The organism is Deinococcus murrayi DSM 11303, assembly GCF_000482805.1.
GTDB classification, from domain to species: Bacteria; Deinococcota; Deinococci; order Deinococcales; family Deinococcaceae; genus Deinococcus; species Deinococcus murrayi.
In genome coordinates, this window is the sequence record NZ_AXWT01000017.1 from 1 (window position 1) to 20322 (window position 20322).

A 20322-nucleotide genomic window follows, 5' to 3' on the forward strand; every position below is an offset into this window, starting at 1 on the left:
GCCAGACCCCGCGCCCCGCCCGCCATGCTGCGGCGCATGAACCCCAGCACACTCATCATCACGAACCCGAACAGCAGCAGCCCAACGATGCCGAAACCGCCCCCGCCGATGATGATCGGGCCGGAGTACCCTCCGCCGTAGCCCCCGCCATATCCCCCACCGTAGCCGCCTCCATACCCGCCGCCTCCGCCGAAGCTGCCCCCCCCACTGCTGCCGCCAAAGCCGCCCCCGCTGCTGCTGCCGCCAAAGCCGCCGCCCGACTGCGCCGCCGCCTCGCCCAGCAACGCGAGCGCGGCGACCGTCACGAGCAGCAGCGCGGCAAAAAGGAGCGCCGCCCGCAGGGGACTCCTGGGGGCAAACAGACCAGCTCGGTTCGGCCCAGCTTGTTTCGGCATGGCCGCAGTGTAGGCCGGGCCGCCCGCCCGCCGCTTCCGTCCCCCCCTTACACTGCCCCCATGAACGACCCCACGGCCCCGGTTCTCACCCTGACCCCCGACGAATGGGAGGCTTTCCTGGCCCGCCTCTACGAGCGGGATGACCGCCTTGACCTGCGTGCTCCCGGCGAAACGTACTCCCCCGAAGAGGCCGTAGACGCCTATGTTCTGAGCGGGCACGCCGAGGCCCTGCGCAGCGCCGAGGTGGACGGCGACCTGTGGGGCACCCTGGAGGACCTGGAGGAGACGGCGGCGGACGAGGAGGAAGCCTGGGCCAAGATTGTCGCCTTTTACCTCGACCGGGGGTGCGTCCTGGTGCGGGTGAGTGGCACCACAGAACCCGAAGAGTGGCTGCTCGCCGAAGGGCTGGCGCGGCGGCTGGGCCTGCTGCCCGGCGCGGCGGGGTGAATCCGGGCTGAGGTCCCCCTCATCCATTCATGAGAGCAGGAGGCCTAGGCTGCACTTCATGTCGCACAAGAGCCACTTTCCGACCAAACGCCTCCTGCTGCTCGGTGCCCTGATTGGCGCGGGAGCCTATTACCTCAGCCGCGAGCAAAACCGCCGGGCGCTCGATGCCAAGCTCGCCGAACTCGGCCTCAAGGACGCCGCCGAAAATGTCGGCGAAAAGGTCAGCCAGGGGTGGGAGAAGACCAAGGACGCCGCCGCGAGCGCCGGGCACGTGATTGCGGACAAAGCGCAGGAGGTGAAGGAAGCCGCCCAGCACGGCGGAATGCAGGCCGCCGTGGACAAGGCCAAGGAAGTTGCGGGCGAGGCGGGGGACGCCGTGAAGGGCGCTGCCGCCGAGGCGAAGGACGCCGCCCGTGACGTGGCCCAGACGGCGGGGCGCGAGGGTCAGCATGTGGGCGCGGAGCTGAAGGACGCTGCTCAGGACGCCCAGCGGGACGCGCAGCAGGCGCTAAATCAGGCCAAGGACGCCGCCCAGGACAAGGCCCAGGAGCTGAAGCGGGACGCAGAGCGGGCCGCGGGGCAGCTCAAGGCCGACGCCAAAGACGCTGCGGAGAATGTGAGGGCCGGGGCCAGCCAAGCGGCAGACCGGGCGAAGGAAGTCGCCCAGGACGCCCAGCACGCTGCCCAGCACGCCGCCGACCAAGCGCGGGACAAGGCTCAGGACCTGAAGCACGGCGCAGGGCAGGCCGCGACCCAAGCCAAGGCCGACGCTCAGGAGGGGGCCAGCGACATGCAGCGCCTCGTGCAGCAGGCCCTCGACGAGACGAAAAAGGCCTCCGACGAAGTGCGCAGCGACCTCAAGGACGCGGGCCGCAAGATGTGACCCGTCCGCCAGACGCACAAGAGGGCCTCTCCACGCGGGGAGGTCTTCTTTGTCTCCCCTCCCCGACCGTGAGCACTGCCCCGGCCCCCCTCTCCCCTGCCCCGCTAGACTCCCCCCATGACGCGCAGGGACGCCGACCCCACCCCACCGGGCCAGCAGGGGGGCACGCAGACGCTGGAGCGCACGCGGGTGCAACGGCCCCGGCTGTACCGGGTGCTGCTCCTCAATGACGACTACACGCCGATGGACTTCGTGGTCATGGTGCTGGAGCGCTACTTCCGCAAGTCCGATCAAGAAGCGCAGCTCATCATGCTCGCGGTGCATCACAAGGGGCAGGGCGTGGCCGGGGTCTATACCCGCGACGTGGCCGAGACCAAAGTCGCGCAGGTGACCGCCGAGGCCCGGCGGCACGGCTATCCGCTGCGGCTGGTGGCCGAGCCGGAGGCGGGGGAATGAAGAGGCTGGTCAAGACGTCGAGCCGCCGAGGAGGCGGGGGGAGCGGGTTCTCGACCCCTCGACCTCTCGCCCCTTCGACCCTCTACCTGAAGGCCCGCCCATGATTGGCGACCACCTTCAAGTCACCCTGGGCCGTGCCGCCGACTACGCCCGCGAGGCCGGGCACGAGTACGTCACGCTGGAGCATCTGCTGCTGGCGCTGACCCACGACCCGGAGGCGCGGGAGGTGCTGCTGGCGGTCGGCTGCGACGTCGAGCGGCTGCGCGACGACTTGCAAGCGCTGCTGGACGGCCTGGAGCGGGTGGAGGGCCGCGAACCGGACTTCACCCTGGGGGTGCACCGGGTGGTGCAGGGGGCCGTCTTGCAACTGCACGCGAGCGGCAAGGGCCACGAGCAGGCGGACGGTGCCCGCGTCCTCGCCGAGCTGCTGGAGGAAGAAGACTCGCCCGCCCGCGCCGCGCTGGAAGCGCAGGGGGTGACCCGGCTGGACGTGCTCGCCTACGTGTCTCACGGGGCCGCGAAGGTACCGGGCCGCGAGCGCGAGCGCCGAACGGCGGGCGTGGACGGCGACGCCCCTGCTGCGGAAGCCGCCGAGCCAAACCCGCTAGAGGCCTACGCGACCGACCTCACCGCGCAGGCGCGGGCCGGAGAGTTCGACCCGGTCGTCGGGCGCGAGGCCGAGCTGGAGCGGATGGTGCATATCCTGGCCCGCCGCACCAAGAACAACCCCGTGCTCGTGGGCGAACCCGGCGTGGGCAAGACCGCGCTGGCAGAAGGGCTGGCGCAGCGGGTGGCGGATGGTCAGGCCCCCGGTTTCCTGCGGGGCGCGTCCGTCTACGCCCTCGACCTGGGAGCGCTGCTCGCCGGAACGCGCTACCGGGGCGACTTCGAGGGGCGGCTCAAGGCGGTGCTCGCCGCGCTGGACGGGCAGAACGCGGTCCTCTTCATCGACGAGCTGCACACGCTGGTGGGGGCCGGGGCCACCGAGGGCGGCAGCGTGGACGCGGCGAACCTGCTCAAGCCTGCGCTGGCGCGGGGGCGGCTGCGGGTGCTGGGGGCCACCACGCCCGCCGAGCTGCGGCACCTGGAAAGGGACCGGGCGCTGTGGCGGCGCTTTCAGACGGTGGAGGTGCCTGAACCGTCCGAGGAGGACGCCCTCGCCATCCTGCGCGGGCTGGCCCCCGGCTACGCGGCGCACCACGGGGTGACGTACACGGACGACGCGCTGCGGGCCGCCGTTCGGCTCTCGGCCCGGCACCTGCGCGACCGCTTCCTCCCCGACAAGGCGATTGACGTGCTCGATGAGGCGGGGGCGGCCCGCTCTGCGGCGGGGCAGGGCGGCGAGGTCGGGGAGGCCGACATCGAGGCGACGGTGGCGCGGATGGCCCGCGTACCCGTCGGTGCGGTGAAGGCCGAGGAGGTGCAGTCGCTCGCCACGCTGGAGGCTGACCTGAAGGCCCGCGTGTTCGGGCAGGATGCGGCGGTGAAGGCGGTCGCCAGCGCCGTCAAGCTCGCCCGCGCCGGGCTGCGCGACCCGCACAAGCCCCAGGGGGCCTTCCTCTTCGCGGGGCCGACCGGGGTGGGCAAGACCGAGCTGGCCCGCGCCCTGGCCGAGCGCCTGGGCGTGGAGCTGCTGCGCTTCGACATGAGCGAGTACCAGGAGGCGCATACGGTCGCGCGGCTGGTGGGGGCACCCCCCGGCTACGTGGGTTTCGACCAGGGCGGCCTCCTGACCGACGCGGTGGCGAAGCACCCGCACGCGGTGCTGCTGCTCGATGAGATAGAAAAGGCGCACCCCGACGTCTACAACCTCTTCCTGCAACTGATGGACCACGGCACCCTGACCGACCACACCGGGAAGAAGGTGGACGGGCGCGGCCTGCTGGTCATCTACACCACCAACGCGGGCGCTGCCGACGCCAGCCGCCCGGCCCTGGGCTTCTCGCGCGAGGGCCGCGCCGGGGAGGAAGCCGAGGCGGTGAAGCGCACCTTCACCCCAGAGTTCCGCAACCGCCTCGACGCCGTGATTCACTTCCGGCCCCTCTCGCGGGAGGTCATGGCCAGCGTGGTGGACAAGTTTCTGCGGCAGTTGGAGGAGCAACTCGCCGAGCGCGGCGTGTCGCTCACGGTCACGCCCGCTGCCCGCGCCCGGCTCGCGCTGCTGGGCTACGACCCCGTGATGGGGGCGCGGCCCCTCGCCCGCGTGATCGAGGAACGGGTGAAGCGCCCCCTGGCCGACGAGCTGCTGTTCGGGCGGCTCAGCGGCGGCGGCGCGGTGACGGTGGACGCGGACGGCGAGGGCTTCAGCTTCCGCTGACCCATTCCCAGGTCGGGAGGTCCTCGCAGAGCACTTCCAGAAGGTGCGTGCCCGACGCAATCAGGAGGTGGCGGTAGCGTGGGCGGCGGCGGGTGGCCTCCCACTGCACCCGCCAGAGTTGCCCGAAGTGGCCCTGCCGCTCCTCCCATTCGGCTGGGGTAGAGGGCGGAGGGCCAGGCCAGAAAAAGTCCGTGCCCCGTCCAATGTCTTCAGGCCGCGCATCCTCCGGGAAGAAGCGTCCAGTCGGCTTCAGGTGAGGGTTGCGACGTCGCTCGCGCTCACTCACGGCGACGGGCACTCCGTAGGGCGGAAACACGTCGGTGTTGTCGTTCTCCTCCAGCATCTCGGTAATCCAGGGGCTGGGGTCGTTGACCACCTCGTACAGCCAGGACTGGGGGAGGCCCTGCCTCACCGGGTGAAAGGTGCCATACGGTCCCGCGTAGAACTCGTCGTAGCTTTCCAGCGCGAACACCTGATTGGAGAAGTGGGTGTGGCCCTCGAACCGGCTCTCCCAGGTCAGGCGCAGCAGGCGGTCATGGTGCCGGGGGTCGGGCTTCCCGTCCGGTCCCACCGTCCAACCGTCCTCCTCGGACGCGCGGTAAAACTCGTCCGCGAGGTCCACCGTCAGGCGGCCCCGGCGATGGTCGAGGTCGGTGCGGAGGATGCTCATCCAGTCGCCGGGAAAGGAGGCGACCGCCTCCAGCAATCCCTCGTCGGGCCAGAGGGCGAACTGCGCCTGGGCAAAGCGGGCGTATCGGGCCATATGGCGCAGGCTACCGCCGGGCCTCCTGCCACCGCGCCCGCAGCCGTTCGGGCTTTAGGCCGTAGGCGGTCACGTAACCGGGAACTCCCTGAAGGCCCGGCACGCCCTGAAGCAGCTGCAGCAGCAGGGTGGGGACGTGCAGCGGCTGGGCACCGTCGAGGCCCTCTATCTCCCGTTCCTCAATGACCTGTTGGGTTTGGAGCAGAGCAATCTGCCAGGCCCGCCGCCGCTGCACGCGGGCGAGGTGCCGGGGCCGCAGCCGCCCCCCGCGAAGGGGATCGCACAGCAGGTTGGCGGCAGCGACCGCGTCCTGCACGGCCATATTGATGCCCAGCCCGCCAATCGGCGAGATGGGATGTGCCGCGTCCCCAACCAGCAGCAGGCCGGGCCGCCACCAGCGCCGCACGCGGGCGACCTCCACGGCGAGAAGGTGCACCTCGCGCCACTCGGTCAGGACCTGCACCCGCTCGGCCAGCCAGGGCACCGTCGCGGCGACCGCCTCTCGAATGGGGACCACGCCCGCCGCCCGCGCCGCCGCGTAACTGCCCTTGCGGATGGAATAGCCCACCTGCCAGCGCTCGCCGTGGTCGGTGGTCACGATGCAGTGCCCGCCGCGCAGGTGCAGGTCGATGCTGCCGCCGGGGTCGTCCGCATGGCGGGGCAGCGAGAACCACAGCACGTCCTGCCCCGGCGAGAGTCGCCGCAACGGCAATCCGGCGAGGTCGCGCACCTTGGAAAAGCGCCCGTCCGCCCCCACGGTCAGCACGGCGGCCAGGGCGTGCAGTTCTCCGGCCCGGCGGTAGCGCACGCCCCGCACCGCGCCGCCTTCCTCCAGCAGGCCCTCCACCCGCGCCCCCATGACCACCCGCGCGTGCCCATACCGTTCCAGTTCAGCGGCGAGGAAGCTCAGGAAGCGCGACTGGGCCATCACCGTGAGGTAGGGGTAAGGGGTCCGCAGCCGCGAGAAGTCCGCGAGGACCTGGGTGCCCTCCTCGCGCACGAGCCGTGCCCGGTGCGCCCGCGTGTGCGGCAGCCCCAGGACGGGCGCGGCCAGCCCCAGTCCGGCGAGCAGTTCCATGATGGCGGGGTGCAGGGTGTCGCCCCGGAACTTCCGCTGAAAGTCGCCCGCCGCCTCCAACACGGTGACCTCGATTCCCTGCCGGGCCAGCAGCAGCGCCAGAATCATCCCCGCTGGGCCTCCCCCCACGATGCACACGTTCCCCACCCCCCGCGACATGGCGGGCATTCTGGTTCGGGAGGGCGGGTCAGGGTGTAAGGAATGCTGCGGGGGGGGGCGGGCTGCTCCCCCCCTCTGCCCAGGGGCCGTCACTCCAGCTTGAGGTCAAACGTCGGCACGGTGGCGGGCGGGGTCTCACTCGCCCTTGCCTGCGCCTCTCCGGCCTCCGCCCCTGCCTGCTCCGTCACCTCCGCGTCTTCTGGGCCGATGACGATCGGTGAGGGGACGGGGGCGTCGTCCTGGGGTGCGGCGGGGGCCTGCGCTGCCGCGTCTGGGACGTCCGTGGGGGGGGCTTCGGGGTCAGGGCGCGGGGCGCGGGCGTGGGCGTGGAAGGTCAGGGGCGGGGCGGGCTGCACCGTGACCTTGAGGGCCGGAGTCTGGGGGGCGGGCAAGGGAGAGGCGGGCGTGGCCGGGACCCCCTGCGCGGCGCGGCGGGCCGCAATCAGAACCGCGTCCACCTCGTCGGCGCTCAGCACCCCCTTGGCCTGGAGGGTGCTCAGAATCGCCAGCGAGAGCTTGCGGAGGTATTCCACCTCAGGGGCGGAGGGGGCGGGCGAGGAGTCTTGCGCGTCGGGCCGCGTCATGGGGGCACCCTAGCGCGTTCGGGCGAGAGCTGCCACAGAAGACCGCAGGCCGCGCAGACTGTGGGGTTGGCGTCAGCGGGCGGGGGGGCGACTGCCCTACAGTAAACGGGCATCCGCGGGGCAACAGCACGAACCTGGACGCGACGCGACGCGGTGCCAGCGGGCGGTGGTATCGTGTGGCCTGTCTGCAACGGCGCGGTGCGGCTGCTTCCCCGCGGGGAGCCGAAAGGGGGGGACGCCCGCCGGGCACGCCGCGGCCCCCAACCTGCTGTCCGCAGGGGAGGCCCCGCACAAGAGGAGGACTGAGGGAATGTACCGAGGAAGAGAAGGGCAGTGGGCGTGGCTGCTTCACCGCCTGTCGGGGCTGGCGATTCTGGCGTATTTCCTGCTGCACGTGGTCAGCATCAGCCTGATTATGTTTGGCGAGGACGTCTACATGGCGGTGCACCACACCTATGACCTGTGGCCCTTCCGGGTCGGTCTGATTTTCGTGACCGCCGGGGTGGTCTATCACGCCCTCAACGGCCTGCGGATTATGGTGATGGACTTTACCGGGCGGGGCGTGGCTTACCAACGTCAGATGTGGTACGGGGTGTTGGGCTTGACGCTGCTGGCCACCGCCTACACCGCCTGGGTGAACATCCCGCGCATCCTGGGGGGCTACTGATGATTCGCGCCCGCACCTTTACCGATGCTCGCGCCCAAGCGCACTCCAACGCCGAGCTGAACTGGTGGATTTTCATGCGCATCAGCGGCCTGATTCTGGTCTTTCTGGTGCTGGGACACATCTACATGACCTTTATCCAGGTCAGCGAGTCGGACGCCACCTACACGGCGGTCGTGGCCAAGCTGCAAAATCCGGCTTGGAAGTTCTATGACTGGACCATCTTGGCCCTCACCATGCTGCACGGGGTGAACGGGGCACGGTACTCCATCGAGGACTACGTGCGCTCGCGGCCCAACCGGGCGTGGGTCAAGACCATCTTCTACACCATCAGCGCGGTCATCTTTACGCTCGGCACCGTTGGGCTGTTTTCGATTTAAGGCGCAAAGGACGGAATAAGACATGCACCATCGTTTCGATGTACTGGTGGTGGGAGCGGGCGGCGCAGGACTGATGGCCGCCCTCTACGCCGCCAAGGGAGGCGTTTCGGTCGCCTGCATCACCAAGCTCTACCCGACCCGCTCGCACACCGGTGCCGCGCAGGGGGGCATTGGCGCGGCGCTCGGCAACGTGCAAGAGGACCACTGGGAATGGCACATGTTCGACACCATCAAGGGGGGCGACTACCTGACGGACCAGGACGCCGCCGAGGTGTTCGCCAAGGACATCATCGACGCGGTGTACGAACTGGAGCACATGGGCCTGCCCTTCTCGCGCACGCCGGAAGGCAAGATTGCCCAGCGCAAGTTCGGCGGCCACACCCGCGAGTTTGGCAAAGCAGCGGTCGAGCGCAGCTGCTACGCCCAAGACCGCACCGGGCACATGATTCTCCAGACGCTCTACCAGCAGAACGTCAAGAACGGCACCACCTTCTACAACGAGTTTCACGTCACTGACCTGATTATCGAGGAGGGGCGTTGCCGCGGCGTGGTGGCCTACCACTACGCAACCGGAGAAATTCACACCTTCCACGCCAAGGCGGTGGTGCTCGCGGCGGGCGGGTACGGACGCATCTTCAAAATCACGTCGAACGCCCTCACCCTGACGGGCGACCTCATGAGCATCTACTACCGCAAGGGCCTGCCGCTGGAGGACATGGAGTTCTATCAGTTCCACCCCACGGGGCTGGCCAAGCTGGGGATTCTGGTCACCGAAGGCATTCGCGGCGAGGGGGGCATCTTGCGCAACTCGGAGGGCGAGCGCTTTATGGAACGCTACGCGCCCACCATCAAGGACCTCGCACCCCGCGACATCGTCTCGCGCTCGATCATCACCGAAATCCGGGAAGGCCGGGGCGTCGGCCCAGACAAGGATGCCGTCCACATCGACCTGACGCACCTGCCGCGGGAGGTCATTGAAGGCAAGCTCGCGGAAATCACCGACCTGGCGCGGACCTACCTGGGCCAAGACCCGGTCAAGGACCTCGTGGCGATTCAGCCCACCGCCCACTACGCGATGGGCGGCATCCCGACCGACATCAACGGGCTGTGCCTCAGCGACGGCGCGGGCGGCAGCATTGAGGGCCTGTATGCGGCGGGCGAGCAGGCCTGCGTGAGCCTGCACGGGGCCAACCGCCTGGGCACCAACAGCCTGGGCGACCTGATTGTCTTTGGCCGCCGCGCCGGAACCGCCGCCGCCCAGTACGCCCGGCAGGTCGAATACGCCGACATGCCCGCCGCCCCAGAGCGCGAGAGCGTCGCCATGCTGGAAGCCCTACGGGGAGCGAGCGGCAAGGAAAGCGCCGCCGTGATTCGCCGCGAGCTGCAAGAGTCGATGATGAACAACGTCGGCATCTTCCGCAACGGCCCGGACATGGCGCGGCAGGTCGAAATCATTGCGGACCTCAAGGACCGTTACCGCCACGTGAGCGTGTCGGACCCCAGCCGCCGTTACAACAGTGAGCTGATCGAGGCGATGGAACTCGGCTTTATGCTCGACTGTGCGGAGGCCATGACCGCCAGTGCCTTGAACCGCACCGAATCGCGCGGCGCCCACGACCGCGAGGATTACCCGGAGCGCGACGACCGCAACTGGCTCAAGCACACCATGGCCTACAAGAACCTGAACAAGCCCGGCGAGGTGCTCATCGGCTACAAGGACGTGGCCCTCAAGGGGTACACCCACGCCTTCGAGCCGAAAGCCCGCGTGTACTAAGGAGGCGTGTGGCGCGTGGCGCGTGGCTTGTCAAGAAGAGAACACTCTCTTTTTTCACAAGCCACCAGCGACAGGCCACACGCCCCTCAGAGGAACAGAGACATGGCAGAACAGCACATTCCGAAAAACACCCACACCACGCCCCCCATGCGCGTGAAGGTCAAAATCCTGCGCTACAATCCAGAGACCGACAAAAAGCCGCACTGGGAGACCTATCCGGTCGAGGCGCAGCCCAGTGACCGCGTGCTGGACGTGCTGAACTACATCAAGTGGTATGTCGAACCCAGCCTGACCTTTCGTCGGTCGTGCGGGCACGGCATCTGCGGCAGCGACGCGATGATGATTGCGGGCCGCAACCGCCTCGCTTGCAAGGCGCTGCTGCGGGACGTGGTCAAAGATGGCGGCACCCTCACGATTGAACCGATTCGGGGCCTCAAAGTCGAAAAAGACCTGCTCACCGACATGGAACCCTTTTTCGATGCCTACAAGGCCATCATGCCCTACTTCATCAACGAGTCGCCACCGCCCGCTGGGGAACGGCTGCAATCGCCCGAACAGGCCGAGCGCATGGCGCACTCCAGCAACTGCATCCTCTGCGCTTGCTGCACGACCTCCTGCCCCATCTTCTGGGTGAACGGCTCGTACCTCGGCCCGGCGGCCATCGTGCAAGCCCACCGCTTTATCTTTGACAGCCGCGACGAGGCCACCAATCAGCGCCTGAACATCATGAACCAGAACACGGGCGTTTGGCGCTGCCGCACCGCCTACAACTGCACCGAAGCCTGCCCCCGCGACATTCCGATCACCACCATCATCGAGGAAGTTAAGCGGGCGGTGATGTACCAGCAATCGTAAGGTCCCACACGCGAGAAGCAGAGGCCACCAGACCTCTGCTTCTTTTTTTGCTCCTCGACGCTCAGAACTGCATCACGTACCGCACCCCCGCCTCGTCCCGACACTCCCCGTAACCGCGTTCACGCTCGTCCACGGTGAGGGTGCAAGTGAGGGTGCGGGACGTGGGGCCAGCGGTGCGGGCAATCAGGCTGCCCGTGCGCAGGGTGCCCTGGGGGGTCGGGGCAGGGCCGAGGCGAGCGCCCCAGCCGAAACTGGTGCCGCCCGCGCCCGCCGTGCCGCCCACCGCCACGCTGAGCGTGAGGGGAGGGGGGGCTGCAGCGAGGGCACCCTCCAGGACGACCACGCGGCCCGTGTAGGTCTGCCCGCCGATGCTGAGGGTCACGTTGTCTGGCCCCGCAGCGGGGAGGCCGGGCCGCAGGCTTCCCGGCGTGAAGGTAACGGTGCCTTCCTGCCCGGTCGCGGCGTTGACGACCCGTCCCGGCGGCGTCGCTGTAAAGGCGGGCGCACAAGCGGCCAGCAGCGCGGCCAGGGCCACGGCAGCGAACTGTTTCATGGCCCCAGCGTAGTCCGGTGGGGCGGGGGGTTGGTGACGCCCGCCACACCCTGGCCCGGACCAGCCGTGCCTACCGCTCTGCGAAGTCGCGCACAAACTGCTCTTGCGCCGCCGTCTCGATGGCCCCAGGGCGGGCCTCGCGCACGCGGAGGATGGCCTGCTCCGGGGGCATCCCCGCTCGGACGAGGAGGCAGGCGGCCACCACTCCCGCCCGGCCCAGCCCGCCCCGGCAGTGCAGGGCGACGGCGCGGCCATCGAGGAGGTGCTCCATCAGCTCGTCGAGAAAGGCCTCAAAGGTCGCCAGGTCGCGGGGCACGTCCACGTCGCGGATGGGGCAGCCCACCAGCGTCAGCCCGCGCTCTGCGGCCCGCTCGTGATAGTCAGGAATCCCCAACAGCTCAAACTCGTGGTCCTCCAGCAGGGGTGCGAGGACGGTGACCCCCTCTTGGGCAAGGCGCGTGAGGTCGGCTTCCAGGTCGCGCTCGTGGGTCACGCCGGGTTGGTAGAGGCTCGCGCCCTTCTTGCCGGGGGCGATGGTGAGGCCCAGGCGGCCCGGCCACAGCCCGGTGTCCACCCAGTCCACCCGCAGCGGGGAAGCAGCGCTGGTCATGTCTTGATTTATTGTCATAGGCTCACTCTCTCTTGGTGGCCTCAGGCTCACGGGCGGCCGCTCGCCTTTCTTGATTTGTTGTCATAGGCTCACTCTCTCTTGGAGCCATCGCGCCGCATCCAGCGCGTGATAGGTGATGATGGCGTCGGCCCCGGCGCGGCGCATCGCGGTGAGGGTTTCGAGAACCGTGCGGCGCTCGTCCAGGTATCCGGCCTGGGACGCCGCCTTGATGAGCGAATATTCGCCGCTGACGTTGTAGGCGACGAGGGGCAGGTCGAAGTGCTCACGCAGTGCCCGCAGCATGTCGAGGTAGGCCAGGGCGGGCTTGACCATCAGGAAGTCGGCGCCCTGCTCGGCGTCCAGGCGAGCTTCCCGCAGGGCCTCACGCTCGCCGCCCGCCGGGTCCATCTGGTAGGTGGCGCGGTCCCCCACGCTGGGCGCACTGCCCGCCGCGTCACGGAAGGGGCCGTAGTAGGCCGAAGCGTACTTGACGGCATAGCTCATCACCGGGACATGCGCGAACCCCGCCGCGTCGAGGGCCGCCCGAATCGCCTTCACTTGCCCGTCCATCATCGCGCTGGGGGCCACCACGTCCGCCCCGGCGCGGGCCTGCGAGACAGCGGTGCGGGCGAGCAGTTCCAGGGCAGCGTCATTGTCGACCGTCCAGTCGCCCCCCCCGGTCTGGCACAGCGGCCCGCAGTGGCCGTGGTCGGTGTACTCGCACAGGCAGGTGTCGGCGATGACCGTGAGGCCCGGCAGCTCCGCTTTGAGCGCCGCCGCCGCCCGCTGGATGACGCCGCCCTCGGCGTAGGCTCCGCTGCCCTGGGGGTCCTTGGCGGAGGGGATGCCAAAGAGGATGACGCTGAGAATGCCCAGCTCCAGCGCTTCCCGCGCCTGGGCGACCGCTCCCGCAACCGAGTGGCGGCTTACGCCGGGCATGGTGGCGATGGGGGTTTCACCCTCTTCCTCGTGGACGAAGATGGGATGGATGAAGTGCCGCGGCGCGAGGCTCACCTCGCGGGTCAGGGCACGCAAGCCAGCGCTGCGGCGCAGGCGACGGGGACGCTCCAACATGGGAGGCAGGCTAGCGCAGCGGGCGCGGGAGAAATGGGGGGCGGGGCCGAGGCGCCCTACCCTTCAGACTCTGACCAAAGCGGCACCGCAGGGATTCAGGTCCGAGCGGACGCGCGACCTGTTGGGCGCTCTCCCGAAAGGTGGGAAACGCGGACGGAACCCGCATCAGACGACAAACGCCCGCACCCCCCGCGCCCGGCACGCCCGCAGCAGGTTCTGCCGAGTGCGGGCGACGACTTCGGGGTCGGGGTGGGCGAGCGCGATGACCACGCGGGGGCGGCCCGCCGCGTCCTGGCCGTGTGCGGCGCTGAGGCGAGCACCCCCCGGCACCTCCAGCAGGACGGCGAGGGTGGCCCCGTCCGGCGCCTGCGGGCGGGTGACGAACTCGCCCGCCTCCTCTCCACCCGCCCTCAGGCGTGACCCAAGCGAGTGGCGGCCTCCTGCGCCGCGGCCTCCCCCCACAGGTGAGCGGCCACCGCGAGGGCCGCGTGCAGGGCGGGGAGGCCAGAAGGGGCGGTCGTCAGGAGGCCGTCCGTGACCACCTCGCCGGGGTGCACGTCGGCGGGGCCGTAGCCCCAGAGGGTGTCCGCGAGGTCGGCGGGGCCACCCACCCCCCGGCCCGACAGGGTGCCCGCCGCGCCACACAGCAGCAGCCCCGTGCCGCTCGCGCCCGTGGGCAGCGCCGCGTGCCCGGCCAGAAACTCGCGCAGCAGGGGGTCGCGGGCCGCCTTCGCTGCGCCGGGACCACCGGGGATGAGGAGGGCGGCGGGTTCGGGCAGGGCGGCATACAGGACGTGGGGCGTGCTCACCAGCCCCCCGGCGGTCACGAGGCTGGCCCGCGAGCGGCTCACCGTGCGGACCCGGCCTTCGCCCCCGCACAGGCGGCAGACGGTCATCATGATGCCGAGTTCCAGTTCGCTGACCCCGGCATAGACGGGAATGGCGACGACCGGACCTTCGGGGGCAGTCCCCTCCCCGGCAGGCACCCCGGTCATCGCCGCAGCCGCTCCAGTCGGTAGCCCCGGCGGGCGTGGGGGGGGCCGACCTCGCCGCGCTCCAGCAGCAGGGCGGCGGCCTCCGGCGAGAGGCGCTCGACCTTGAGGAGGTAGCCGCGCAGGGTGTCCGGCGCGTCAAAGCGGCGGGGGTGGGGGTCGCCTTCTGCTTGCAAGTCCAGCCAGTCGGGGCCGCGTCGCTCGGCGGTCATAGCTCGCGCAGGTCCTCCCACAGTTGCCAGCCCACGCCGGGGGGTGTGGCCTCCAGCAACGGGCCGAGGGCTTGGCTGGCAGCCTCAGCATGGGCGTGCAGCGCACCCGACTCCGGCTTCTCGTCGTAGAGGCGCAGCACGGTGAACTGGTAAAAGGTCTGGGAGGCGGTCGGCTCGCCATTCTCAAAGAAAGCGAAGGGCGGCTGCACCGGGTCCCACAGCACGTGCGCCTCGTCGAGGTCGTGGGTCAGAAACTGTTCGAGGTCCACGTCCAGGGTCTGCGGATGCCACAGGTAGCCTTGCAACAGGCGCACGGCGGCGCGGCCAGTTCCGGCAGGGTCGCTGGACTCTTCAGGAGCGGTCATCAGGGGGCAGCATACCCCCTGCGGCCCGGCCCTCGCCCCACGGCCTTCCCCCGACTCCGTTCATGGAAGGCGGCCCGGTGGCCCCACCCCGTCTCCGGTTTCCAGCAACACCAATGCGTCCCTCACCCGCCACGGCCCCCCCTCCCAGGTGGGGTGCAGTGCCCGCAGCACCTCGGCGGGGCGGGGGTGCTCTGCCTCCAGCGCCCGGCCCGCCTCACGCCACACGCCGGAGCAAAAGGGGGCGAGCGCGGGGTCGGCGGCGAGTGCCCCGCGCAGCCAACGCAGGGTGGGCAGGCCGTCCCGAATGGTCGCGCGGGCTTCGAGCGCGAGCAGCCCCGCCGTGAGGCCGGGGTCAGCGTCCGGAGGGCCGGGCAGTCCGGTCTGCACCCGGCGCAAGAGGGCGTGGGCGCGGTTGATGTGCCCCAGGGCCTCCTCGCGCTGGCCCGCCCGCAGCAGCGCCTCGGCGTGCAGAGCGCACGCCTGCGCCCCCGCGTAGGGGTGGTCGGTCATCGCCAGCGCCCGCTCGGTAAAGCCCAGCGCCCGCCGGGGGTCAGGGTCGGCCAGGGCGCGGCTGAGGTACTGGTCAAAGCGCAGCACTTCCTCGCGGTCGCCGGGGGCCACCGGGACCGCCAGCAGCGCGTCAAGCAGGGCGCGGGCGTGGACGAGGTCGGGGTGATCCGCCGTCGGCCCCGCAAAGGGCTGGAGGTAGGGCAGCCCGGCCCCCCGCGTGAGATAAGCCAGCGCAACCCGGTAGTCGGTACGGCGGGTACGGTAGGCGGCTTCGGGGCGTCGCGGGCCGGGCCGGGCCAGCAGGCGGCGGGCCTCCAGCGCAAGCGCAAGCGCCTCGTCGGGGCGGGCCAGCGCAAGCAGCAGGGGCACCCCCTCGCTCAGCAGCCGGGCGCGGGGCAACGCGTCGCCGTCCCAGGTGGGGTCCCCCACGAGCGCCAGGGCCGCCTGCCAGCGGGTCAGGCCCTCGGCGGGGCGGCCCAGCCGCCGCAGGGCAGTCGCGGCGCGGGTATGGGCGCGGGCCTGTTCCTCGGCGCTCGCGCCCGCCGCCGCCAGCCGCTCGGCGGCCTCGCTCAGGGCCGCCAGCGCCCCGCGGGGCTGGCCCAGGCGCAGCCGCAGGTCACCTTCCTGGTAGCGGGCACGAGCAAAGAGCAGCGGGCTGGTTTCCGGCACCCCGCGCAGGCCCCGCAGCGCCGCTTCCCAGTCGCCGCAGTCCTTGGCGACCAGGCCGCGCCACAGCTCGGCCCGCGCCCCGCCCGCCGCCGTGCGCGGGTCGGTGACGGCGCGGGTGGCCGCCGCGAGGTCGCCGCGCCAGCGGGCCAGCGCTGCCTCAACGAGGAGGGCGTCGGCCTGCGCCGCCGCCTGCCAGGGGTCCGGGGGTCCGGCGAGGGCCGCCTGAAGGTCGGGGTGCGCCAGCCCCGCCGCCGCCGCCTCAAAGTTGCCCGCATCCACGCTGCTCTCGGCAAGTTTGACCCGTGCCCAGGCCCGCACCGCCGGGCGCTCTGACTCCAGCAGGGTAAAGAGGGCGTCCCGTGCGGCGGGCGCGCCATACTCGCCACGTCCGGCGTGGTGGGCGGCGACCGCGCGGGCGAGCGCTTCTCGCACCTCGCCCGCCGCTCCCCGGCGCACCTGCGGCCACAGGGGGGGGAGATGCCGTGCCTCGTCGGGATACGCCGCGAGCCAGCGAGCCAGCGCTGCCCACTCGCCTAGCCCCGCAAAGGCCGCCAGCCGCGCCTGCGCTAGAGCGGGACAGGGCGGCGCGGCCAAAAGGCGGCGGCGGGCCGCGTCCCGCTCGGCGGCGGGCACCCCCGCAAGGGCGGCGGCGAGGGCCGGGGCGGGCACCCATCCTGGCGGCTGCGGATGCAGCAGGGCGCGGGCGTGGGCGGGCAGAGCGGCCACCTCCCGCCCCAGCGCCGCGGCGAGGGGGTCAGGGCACAGCACCCCTTCTCCCAGCGCCGCCACCGCCGCCGCGAGCTGCCGCACATCGGGGTCCGCGAGGAGGCGGGCGGGGGAAGCCGCCGGGTCCGGCTCGCCGCCCGCCGCGAGGAGCGTCAGGCGGTCGAGGTGCCGCCCCGTCTCGCGCACGAGCGCGTCGGCCCGCTCGCGGGTCACCCCCAGCCGCGCCATCAGGTACGCCCGCGCCTCGGCGGGGGTGGGGGGCCGCAGCTCGATGACCTCGGCCACGCCGGGGGGCAGTCCCGCCGGGTCCTCCAGCGCGAGGAGCACCGCCACGCCGGGCGGAGCGCGGCGCAGCAGGTGTTCGGCAGCCCAGGCCGCGGCAGGAAGGGGGCCTTCGGGCGAGCGGGGCGGCTCTCTCCCAAAGCGCAGGTCCGCCGTCACCCGCACGAGCAGCACTCCCGGCGCGGGCGGCAGGGCGCGCCGGGCCGCTTCGGCCTGCGCCGCCGCCTGCCCCGCCCAGGAGGTGCCCAGGGGAGGGGGGCGCAGCACCTCCGACACGTCCCCGCTCAGCCCCAGCCGCCGCACCTGCACACCCGGCACGCCCGCCAGCGCCCGCTCCAGGTGGTCGAGGAGGACCGTCTTGCCCGCGCCGGGCCGCCCGGTCACGACGAGCCGCGGCGAGCGCCCCGCCCGCACCCCGGCCAGGAACTGCTTGTAAGCGCGTTTCTTGGCGCGGCCCAGCAGCTCCAGTTCGGGGGGCAGCGGGACGGGCGGGGGGAGCGTGGGGGGGGCGGCTTCCAGCGGGCGACCCGCTTCCCGCGCGAGGTCGACCAGGATGCCGCGCAGCAGCGCCTTGTCGCGGGGGGTGCCCACGTCGCGGTAGATGATGTTGCGCACCGACGCCGGATTGCCGCCCCGCGCCCGCAGCTCGGCTTCCAGCCAGCGCAAGCTGCCGCGCACCCCCCGGCCCGGCTCGTGGCAGGGGGGCAGGTGCAGGCGCAGGTCTGCCAGGGTCGCCTTCCAGTTCACGCTGAGCCGAGCCTAGCACCCCCCCGGTGCCTGACGAGGCGGTCAGGTACGGCGCGGAGAGACCCATGTATACTCGGTCCAGTTTTCCCACAGTCCAGCTCCCAGGAGGAACCCTGATGTCCCAGAAGTTTGCCGTGCCCGCCCTCGTGACCCTCGCCCTTGCTGTGGCTGCCCATGCCTCGGCCCAGTCGCTCGCCGCCGCCCAGGCCCTCTATGACCAGGGCAAGTGGCAGGAAGCCGCCACTGCCGCTGCCGCCCTGAAGACGAGCGCGGGCTATGCCCTGGCCGCCGAGGCAACCACGGCGGGCGCGGGCATCAGCCCGGAAAGCGCGAAAAAGGCCCTCTTCCAAAAAGCGCAGGACTACGCCCGTCAGGCCATCGAAGCCGACAAGAACAACGCCGATGCCTACTTCGAACTTGCCCGCGCTCAGGGCCGCCTCGCCCAGTACAGCGGCATCCTCAACAGCCTGGGGCTGGCGGGCGACATGAAAAAGAACCTCGACATGGCGATTAAGCTCAAGCCCAACATGGCTTCGGCTTACGTGGCGCTGGGGCTGTGGCACGCCAACCTCGTCGCCAAGGGCACGGTCGCCACCCTGGCGACGGGCGCGAAGAAAAACCAAATCGTCCCCAACTTTGAAAAAGCCATCTCCCTGGAACCCGACAAGGCCATTCACCGCATCGAGTACGCCAACGCCCTGCTCCTCCAGGGCAACAAGGCCGCTGCCCGTACCCAGCTGGAAAAGGCCGTGAGCCTGCCCGCCGAGACCTTCTGGGAAAAACGCGACCTCGAACAGGCGCGCAAGACGCTGGCAGGGCTGTAAAGAGCCGCCAGCTTCCAGCCGCACCCCTGCCTTCGCCCCGGCGGGGGCTTTTCATTGCTGACGGCTGAGAGCTGACCGCTCCCCCCGCCGGGTATCGTGGGGCCATGCTCACGGCTGTGACCCATCCCCTTATTCAGCACAAACTCTCCCTGATGCGCGACGTGCATACCGGGGTCAAGGAGTTCCGCGAACTCGCTGCTGAGGTGTCCATGCTGCTCGCGTACGAGGCGATGCGCGACCTGGAGGTCACGCCGACGCGCCTGCGCACACCTATCAAAGAGGGCGAGTTCCCGATGCTCAGCGGCAAGAAGCTCGCCCTGGTCGCCATCTTGCGAGCGGGCCTGGTCATGACCGATGCCATTGTCAACCTGGTGCCCGCCGCCAAGGTGGGGCATATCGGCCTCTACCGTGACCCCCAGACCCTGCAGCCCATCGCCTACTACAACAAGCTACCCGCTGACATCGCCGAGCGCCGCGTCTTCCTGACGGACCCCATGCTCGCGACGGGCGGCAGCGCAAGCGCGGCCATCGCTGCCCTTAAGGAAGCGGGCGCGCAGAGCATCAAGCTGATGTCTATTCTCGCCGCGCCGGAGGGCGTAGCCGTCATCGAGCGCGACCATCCCGACGTGGAAATCGTGGTCGCTGCCGTGGACGAGCGTCTCAACGACCACGGCTACATCGTGCCGGGGTTGGGGGACGCGGGCGACCGGATTTACGGCACGAAGTAGAGGGGGTCAGTGGGGAGGGGGGACGGGGGCTGCATCTTTGGTCGGTCGCCTTCCTCATGGCGGGCCTTTACAATCCCGTCAGCTTATGGATTCCTTGAGGGACCTCGCCGCCGCCCTGGGCATTGCCGACCCCACCGGGCGCGGCTTTCTGAGCGTGCTGCTCACGTTTCTGACCGCCTGGCTATTTACCTGGCGCTTTATTCCCCGCGTGCGCGAGTTCGCCATCAAGGTGGGCTGGGCCGACCAACCCAACGAGCGGCGGCTGAACAAAGAGCCGCTGCCCAACGCGGGGGGGCTGGCGATATTTGCGGGCTTTCTCGTCAGCGTGGTGGTGGCCTGGGCGCTACGGCCCATCGTCATCGAGCAGGTCAATATCCAGGTGCTCGCGATTTTGCTGGGGGCGTCGGTGCTCGTGCTCACCGGGTTCATCGACGACCAGTTCGGCCTCTCGCCCCTCTTCCGGCTGATTGTGCAGACGCTCGCGGCGATGCTGCTCGTCGTCAATGGACTGGTCCTGAACTTTAACGCGATTCCATTTCTGCCCGTGCTCCCCGAAGCGGTCAATGGGCCGCTGAGCGTGGCGCTGACCCTGCTGTGGGTGGTGGGCCTCACGAACGCCGTCAACCTGATGGATGGGGTCGACGGGGTCGTGGGGGGTGTGGGGTTTGTCACGAGCCTGGTGCTGCTCGTGACTGCCGCGCAGTTTCCCGACCGGGCGGCGGCGGTCGTGCTGCTCGCGGGGCTGGCGGGGGCCGCCCTGGGCTACTTGCGGCACAACTTCAACCCCAGCCGCATCATCATGGGGGATGCGGGGGCGTACCTCTTTGGCTATACGCTCGCTGCCGTAAGCCTCCTGGGGACCCTCAAGTTCAGCGCGGGGGCCAGCCTGCTCGTGCCCCTGTTGGTGATGGCGCTGCCCATCCTGGACACCACTCAAGTCGTGATTGGACGGCTGGCACGGGGCATTCGCAATCCGCTAGGCCACCCCGACAAGACGCACATCCATCACCGGGTGCTGGCCCGCACCGCTTCGGCCCGGCGCACCGCCGTCATCCTGTGGACCGTGGCCCTGTGGTGCGGCGTGATTGGGATGCTCGCGCAGGGGGTGCCGCTGGCGGCCATCGCGGGCACGGTGGTGGCTTGCGTATTCCTGCTGTGGTTTGTCGCCCATCGCCGGGTGCGGGCGCATGGCCTTGAGCAAAGCCGCGAGACGCCCCGCCCAGCCCCCTCTCCCCCGTCGGGCGACCCCCGCTGACCTTTCCTTTTCCGGCCCCG

Annotated in this window: 22 protein-coding genes and 1 pseudogene; 11 read left to right on the top strand and 12 right to left on the bottom strand. The window is 70.5% G+C overall.

The window, feature by feature from the left end; genetic code table 11:
• Positions 1-395: pseudogene (locus tag H565_RS16555) on the bottom strand (hypothetical protein); the annotation flags it as partial.
• A gap of 60 nt (positions 396-455) precedes the next feature.
• Here H565_RS16555 and H565_RS0102765 point away from each other — a divergent pair.
• The 4 genes from H565_RS0102765 to H565_RS0102780 all read left to right on the top strand — a co-directional run bounded on the left by H565_RS0102765 (position 456) and on the right by H565_RS0102780 (position 4498).
• Positions 456-842 carry a DUF397 domain-containing protein gene (locus H565_RS0102765; protein ID WP_027459695.1) on the top strand — a complete coding sequence of 129 codons (387 nt, stop codon included), beginning with the start codon at positions 456-458 and terminating at the stop codon, positions 840-842.
• Between the two features lie 58 nt (positions 843-900).
• On the top strand, positions 901-1725 hold the full coding sequence (locus H565_RS14120; RefSeq protein ID WP_034408181.1) for a hypothetical protein: 825 nt from the start codon (positions 901-903) through the stop codon (positions 1723-1725).
• Between the two features lie 117 nt (positions 1726-1842).
• A complete protein-coding gene (gene clpS / locus H565_RS0102775) occupies positions 1843-2181 on the top strand; it encodes an ATP-dependent Clp protease adapter ClpS (RefSeq protein ID WP_027459696.1) in 339 nt (112 codons plus the stop codon).
• Between the two features lie 100 nt (positions 2182-2281).
• Positions 2282-4498 carry an AAA family ATPase gene (locus H565_RS0102780; protein ID WP_027459697.1) on the top strand — a complete coding sequence of 739 codons (2217 nt, stop codon included), beginning with the start codon at positions 2282-2284 and terminating at the stop codon, positions 4496-4498.
• On the opposite strand, the gene H565_RS16560 is transcribed toward H565_RS0102780, so the two are convergent.
• The 3 genes from H565_RS16560 to H565_RS0102795 form a co-directional block, all read right to left on the bottom strand.
• Positions 4485-5261 (bottom strand): hypothetical protein, encoded by a 777-nt coding sequence (locus tag H565_RS16560; protein WP_027459698.1) that lies wholly within the window; start codon positions 5259-5261, stop codon positions 4485-4487. The two genes, H565_RS0102780 and H565_RS16560, sit on opposite strands and share 14 nt — an antisense overlap.
• Before the next feature lie 10 nt (positions 5262-5271).
• Positions 5272-6498 carry an FAD-dependent oxidoreductase gene (locus tag H565_RS14125; RefSeq protein WP_051363381.1) on the bottom strand — a complete coding sequence of 409 codons (1227 nt, stop codon included), beginning with the start codon at positions 6496-6498 and terminating at the stop codon, positions 5272-5274.
• Positions 6499-6587: 89 nt separating this feature from the next.
• Positions 6588-7082, bottom strand: coding sequence for a hypothetical protein (locus H565_RS0102795; protein WP_027459699.1), 495 nt, complete (start codon positions 7080-7082; stop codon positions 6588-6590).
• A 310-nt stretch (positions 7083-7392) separates the two neighbouring features.
• On the opposite strand from H565_RS0102795, the gene sdhC reads away from it, so the two are divergent.
• The 4 genes from sdhC to H565_RS0102815 all read left to right on the top strand — a co-directional run bounded on the left by sdhC (position 7393) and on the right by H565_RS0102815 (position 10755).
• Positions 7393-7749, top strand: coding sequence for a succinate dehydrogenase, cytochrome b556 subunit (gene sdhC / locus H565_RS0102800; RefSeq protein WP_027459700.1), 357 nt, complete (start codon positions 7393-7395; stop codon positions 7747-7749).
• Positions 7749-8126 carry a succinate dehydrogenase hydrophobic membrane anchor subunit gene (locus tag H565_RS0102805; protein ID WP_027459701.1) on the top strand — a complete coding sequence of 126 codons (378 nt, stop codon included), beginning with the start codon at positions 7749-7751 and terminating at the stop codon, positions 8124-8126. Before sdhC ends, H565_RS0102805 begins: the two co-directional genes overlap by 1 nt.
• A 22-nt stretch (positions 8127-8148) precedes the next feature.
• Entirely contained in the window at positions 8149-9900 is a 1752-nt protein-coding gene (gene sdhA / locus H565_RS0102810) for a succinate dehydrogenase flavoprotein subunit (RefSeq protein WP_027459702.1), read from the top strand.
• Positions 9901-10002: 102 nt separating this feature from the next.
• Positions 10003-10755 carry a succinate dehydrogenase iron-sulfur subunit gene (locus H565_RS0102815; protein ID WP_034408183.1) on the top strand — a complete coding sequence of 251 codons (753 nt, stop codon included), beginning with the start codon at positions 10003-10005 and terminating at the stop codon, positions 10753-10755.
• Between the two features lie 61 nt (positions 10756-10816).
• On the opposite strand, the gene H565_RS0102820 is transcribed toward H565_RS0102815, so the two are convergent.
• The 8 genes from H565_RS0102820 to H565_RS14130 form a co-directional block, all read right to left on the bottom strand.
• Positions 10817-11308: a hypothetical protein gene (locus tag H565_RS0102820; protein ID WP_027459704.1), complete on the bottom strand. Its 492-nt coding sequence runs from the start codon at positions 11306-11308 to the stop codon at positions 10817-10819.
• A gap of 70 nt (positions 11309-11378) precedes the next feature.
• A complete protein-coding gene (locus tag H565_RS0102825) occupies positions 11379-11918 on the bottom strand; it encodes a cyclin-dependent kinase inhibitor 3 family protein (RefSeq protein ID WP_027459705.1) in 540 nt (179 codons plus the stop codon).
• A gap of 81 nt (positions 11919-11999) precedes the next feature.
• Positions 12000-12992 carry a porphobilinogen synthase gene (gene hemB / locus H565_RS0102830; protein WP_027459706.1) on the bottom strand — a complete coding sequence of 331 codons (993 nt, stop codon included), beginning with the start codon at positions 12990-12992 and terminating at the stop codon, positions 12000-12002.
• Positions 12993-13157: 165 nt separating this feature from the next.
• Positions 13158-13454: a hypothetical protein gene (locus tag H565_RS0102835; protein ID WP_245576151.1), complete on the bottom strand. Its 297-nt coding sequence runs from the start codon at positions 13452-13454 to the stop codon at positions 13158-13160.
• Positions 13403-13987 (bottom strand): DJ-1/PfpI family protein, encoded by a 585-nt coding sequence (locus H565_RS0102840; RefSeq protein ID WP_034408184.1) that lies wholly within the window; start codon positions 13985-13987, stop codon positions 13403-13405. Before H565_RS0102840 ends, H565_RS0102835 begins: the two co-directional genes overlap by 52 nt.
• Positions 13984-14196: a hypothetical protein gene (locus H565_RS0102845; protein WP_027459709.1), complete on the bottom strand. Its 213-nt coding sequence runs from the start codon at positions 14194-14196 to the stop codon at positions 13984-13986. The genes H565_RS0102840 and H565_RS0102845 overlap by 4 nt, the downstream gene beginning before the upstream one ends.
• The gene (locus H565_RS0102850; protein WP_027459710.1) at positions 14193-14561 is read right to left on the bottom strand and encodes a DUF3208 domain-containing protein; all 369 of its coding nucleotides are present in this window, start codon (positions 14559-14561) and stop codon (positions 14193-14195) included. The genes H565_RS0102845 and H565_RS0102850 overlap by 4 nt, the downstream gene beginning before the upstream one ends.
• Positions 14562-14621: 60 nt before the next feature.
• Positions 14622-17495 carry a hypothetical protein gene (locus H565_RS14130; RefSeq protein ID WP_051363382.1) on the bottom strand — a complete coding sequence of 958 codons (2874 nt, stop codon included), beginning with the start codon at positions 17493-17495 and terminating at the stop codon, positions 14622-14624.
• 116 nt (positions 17496-17611) lie between these two features.
• Between H565_RS14130 and H565_RS0102860 the strand changes: the two genes are divergently transcribed.
• The 3 genes from H565_RS0102860 (at position 17612) to H565_RS14135 (ending at position 20302) form a co-directional block, all read left to right on the top strand.
• On the top strand, positions 17612-18319 hold the full coding sequence (locus tag H565_RS0102860; protein ID WP_034408185.1) for a tetratricopeptide repeat protein: 708 nt from the start codon (positions 17612-17614) through the stop codon (positions 18317-18319).
• Positions 18320-18423: 104 nt separating this feature from the next.
• Entirely contained in the window at positions 18424-19047 is a 624-nt protein-coding gene (upp, locus tag H565_RS0102865) for a uracil phosphoribosyltransferase (protein ID WP_027459712.1), read from the top strand.
• Positions 19048-19132: 85 nt separating this feature from the next.
• Entirely contained in the window at positions 19133-20302 is a 1170-nt protein-coding gene (locus tag H565_RS14135; RefSeq protein WP_034404317.1) for an MraY family glycosyltransferase, read from the top strand.
• The last annotated feature ends 20 nt before the right edge of the window (positions 20303-20322 follow it).

What these genes read in the sequence shown, in the direction of transcription:
- H565_RS0102765 (WP_027459695.1), top strand. Translation starts at nt 456, where the DNA reads ATGAACGACCCCACGGCCCCGGTTCTCACCCTGACCCCCGACGAATGG.
- H565_RS14120 (WP_034408181.1), top strand. Translation starts at nt 901, where the DNA reads ATGTCGCACAAGAGCCACTTTCCGACCAAACGCCTCCTGCTGCTCGGT.
- clpS (WP_027459696.1), top strand. Translation starts at nt 1,843, where the DNA reads ATGACGCGCAGGGACGCCGACCCCACCCCACCGGGCCAGCAGGGGGGC.
- H565_RS0102780 (WP_027459697.1), top strand. Translation starts at nt 2,282, where the DNA reads ATGATTGGCGACCACCTTCAAGTCACCCTGGGCCGTGCCGCCGACTAC.
- H565_RS16560 (WP_027459698.1), bottom strand. Translation starts at nt 5,261, where the DNA reads ATGGCCCGATACGCCCGCTTTGCCCAGGCGCAGTTCGCCCTCTGGCCC.
- H565_RS14125 (WP_051363381.1), bottom strand. Translation starts at nt 6,498, where the DNA reads ATGTCGCGGGGGGTGGGGAACGTGTGCATCGTGGGGGGAGGCCCAGCG.
- H565_RS0102795 (WP_027459699.1), bottom strand. Translation starts at nt 7,082, where the DNA reads ATGACGCGGCCCGACGCGCAAGACTCCTCGCCCGCCCCCTCCGCCCCT.
- sdhC (WP_027459700.1), top strand. Translation starts at nt 7,393, where the DNA reads ATGTACCGAGGAAGAGAAGGGCAGTGGGCGTGGCTGCTTCACCGCCTG.
- H565_RS0102805 (WP_027459701.1), top strand. Translation starts at nt 7,749, where the DNA reads ATGATTCGCGCCCGCACCTTTACCGATGCTCGCGCCCAAGCGCACTCC.
- sdhA (WP_027459702.1), top strand. Translation starts at nt 8,149, where the DNA reads ATGCACCATCGTTTCGATGTACTGGTGGTGGGAGCGGGCGGCGCAGGA.
- H565_RS0102815 (WP_034408183.1), top strand. Translation starts at nt 10,003, where the DNA reads ATGGCAGAACAGCACATTCCGAAAAACACCCACACCACGCCCCCCATG.
- H565_RS0102820 (WP_027459704.1), bottom strand. Translation starts at nt 11,308, where the DNA reads ATGAAACAGTTCGCTGCCGTGGCCCTGGCCGCGCTGCTGGCCGCTTGT.
- H565_RS0102825 (WP_027459705.1), bottom strand. Translation starts at nt 11,918, where the DNA reads ATGACCAGCGCTGCTTCCCCGCTGCGGGTGGACTGGGTGGACACCGGG.
- hemB (WP_027459706.1), bottom strand. Translation starts at nt 12,992, where the DNA reads ATGTTGGAGCGTCCCCGTCGCCTGCGCCGCAGCGCTGGCTTGCGTGCC.
- H565_RS0102840 (WP_034408184.1), bottom strand. Translation starts at nt 13,987, where the DNA reads ATGACCGGGGTGCCTGCCGGGGAGGGGACTGCCCCCGAAGGTCCGGTC.
- H565_RS0102845 (WP_027459709.1), bottom strand. Translation starts at nt 14,196, where the DNA reads ATGACCGCCGAGCGACGCGGCCCCGACTGGCTGGACTTGCAAGCAGAA.
- H565_RS0102850 (WP_027459710.1), bottom strand. Translation starts at nt 14,561, where the DNA reads ATGACCGCTCCTGAAGAGTCCAGCGACCCTGCCGGAACTGGCCGCGCC.
- H565_RS0102860 (WP_034408185.1), top strand. Translation starts at nt 17,612, where the DNA reads ATGTCCCAGAAGTTTGCCGTGCCCGCCCTCGTGACCCTCGCCCTTGCT.
- upp (WP_027459712.1), top strand. Translation starts at nt 18,424, where the DNA reads ATGCTCACGGCTGTGACCCATCCCCTTATTCAGCACAAACTCTCCCTG.
- H565_RS14135 (WP_034404317.1), top strand. Translation starts at nt 19,133, where the DNA reads ATGGATTCCTTGAGGGACCTCGCCGCCGCCCTGGGCATTGCCGACCCC.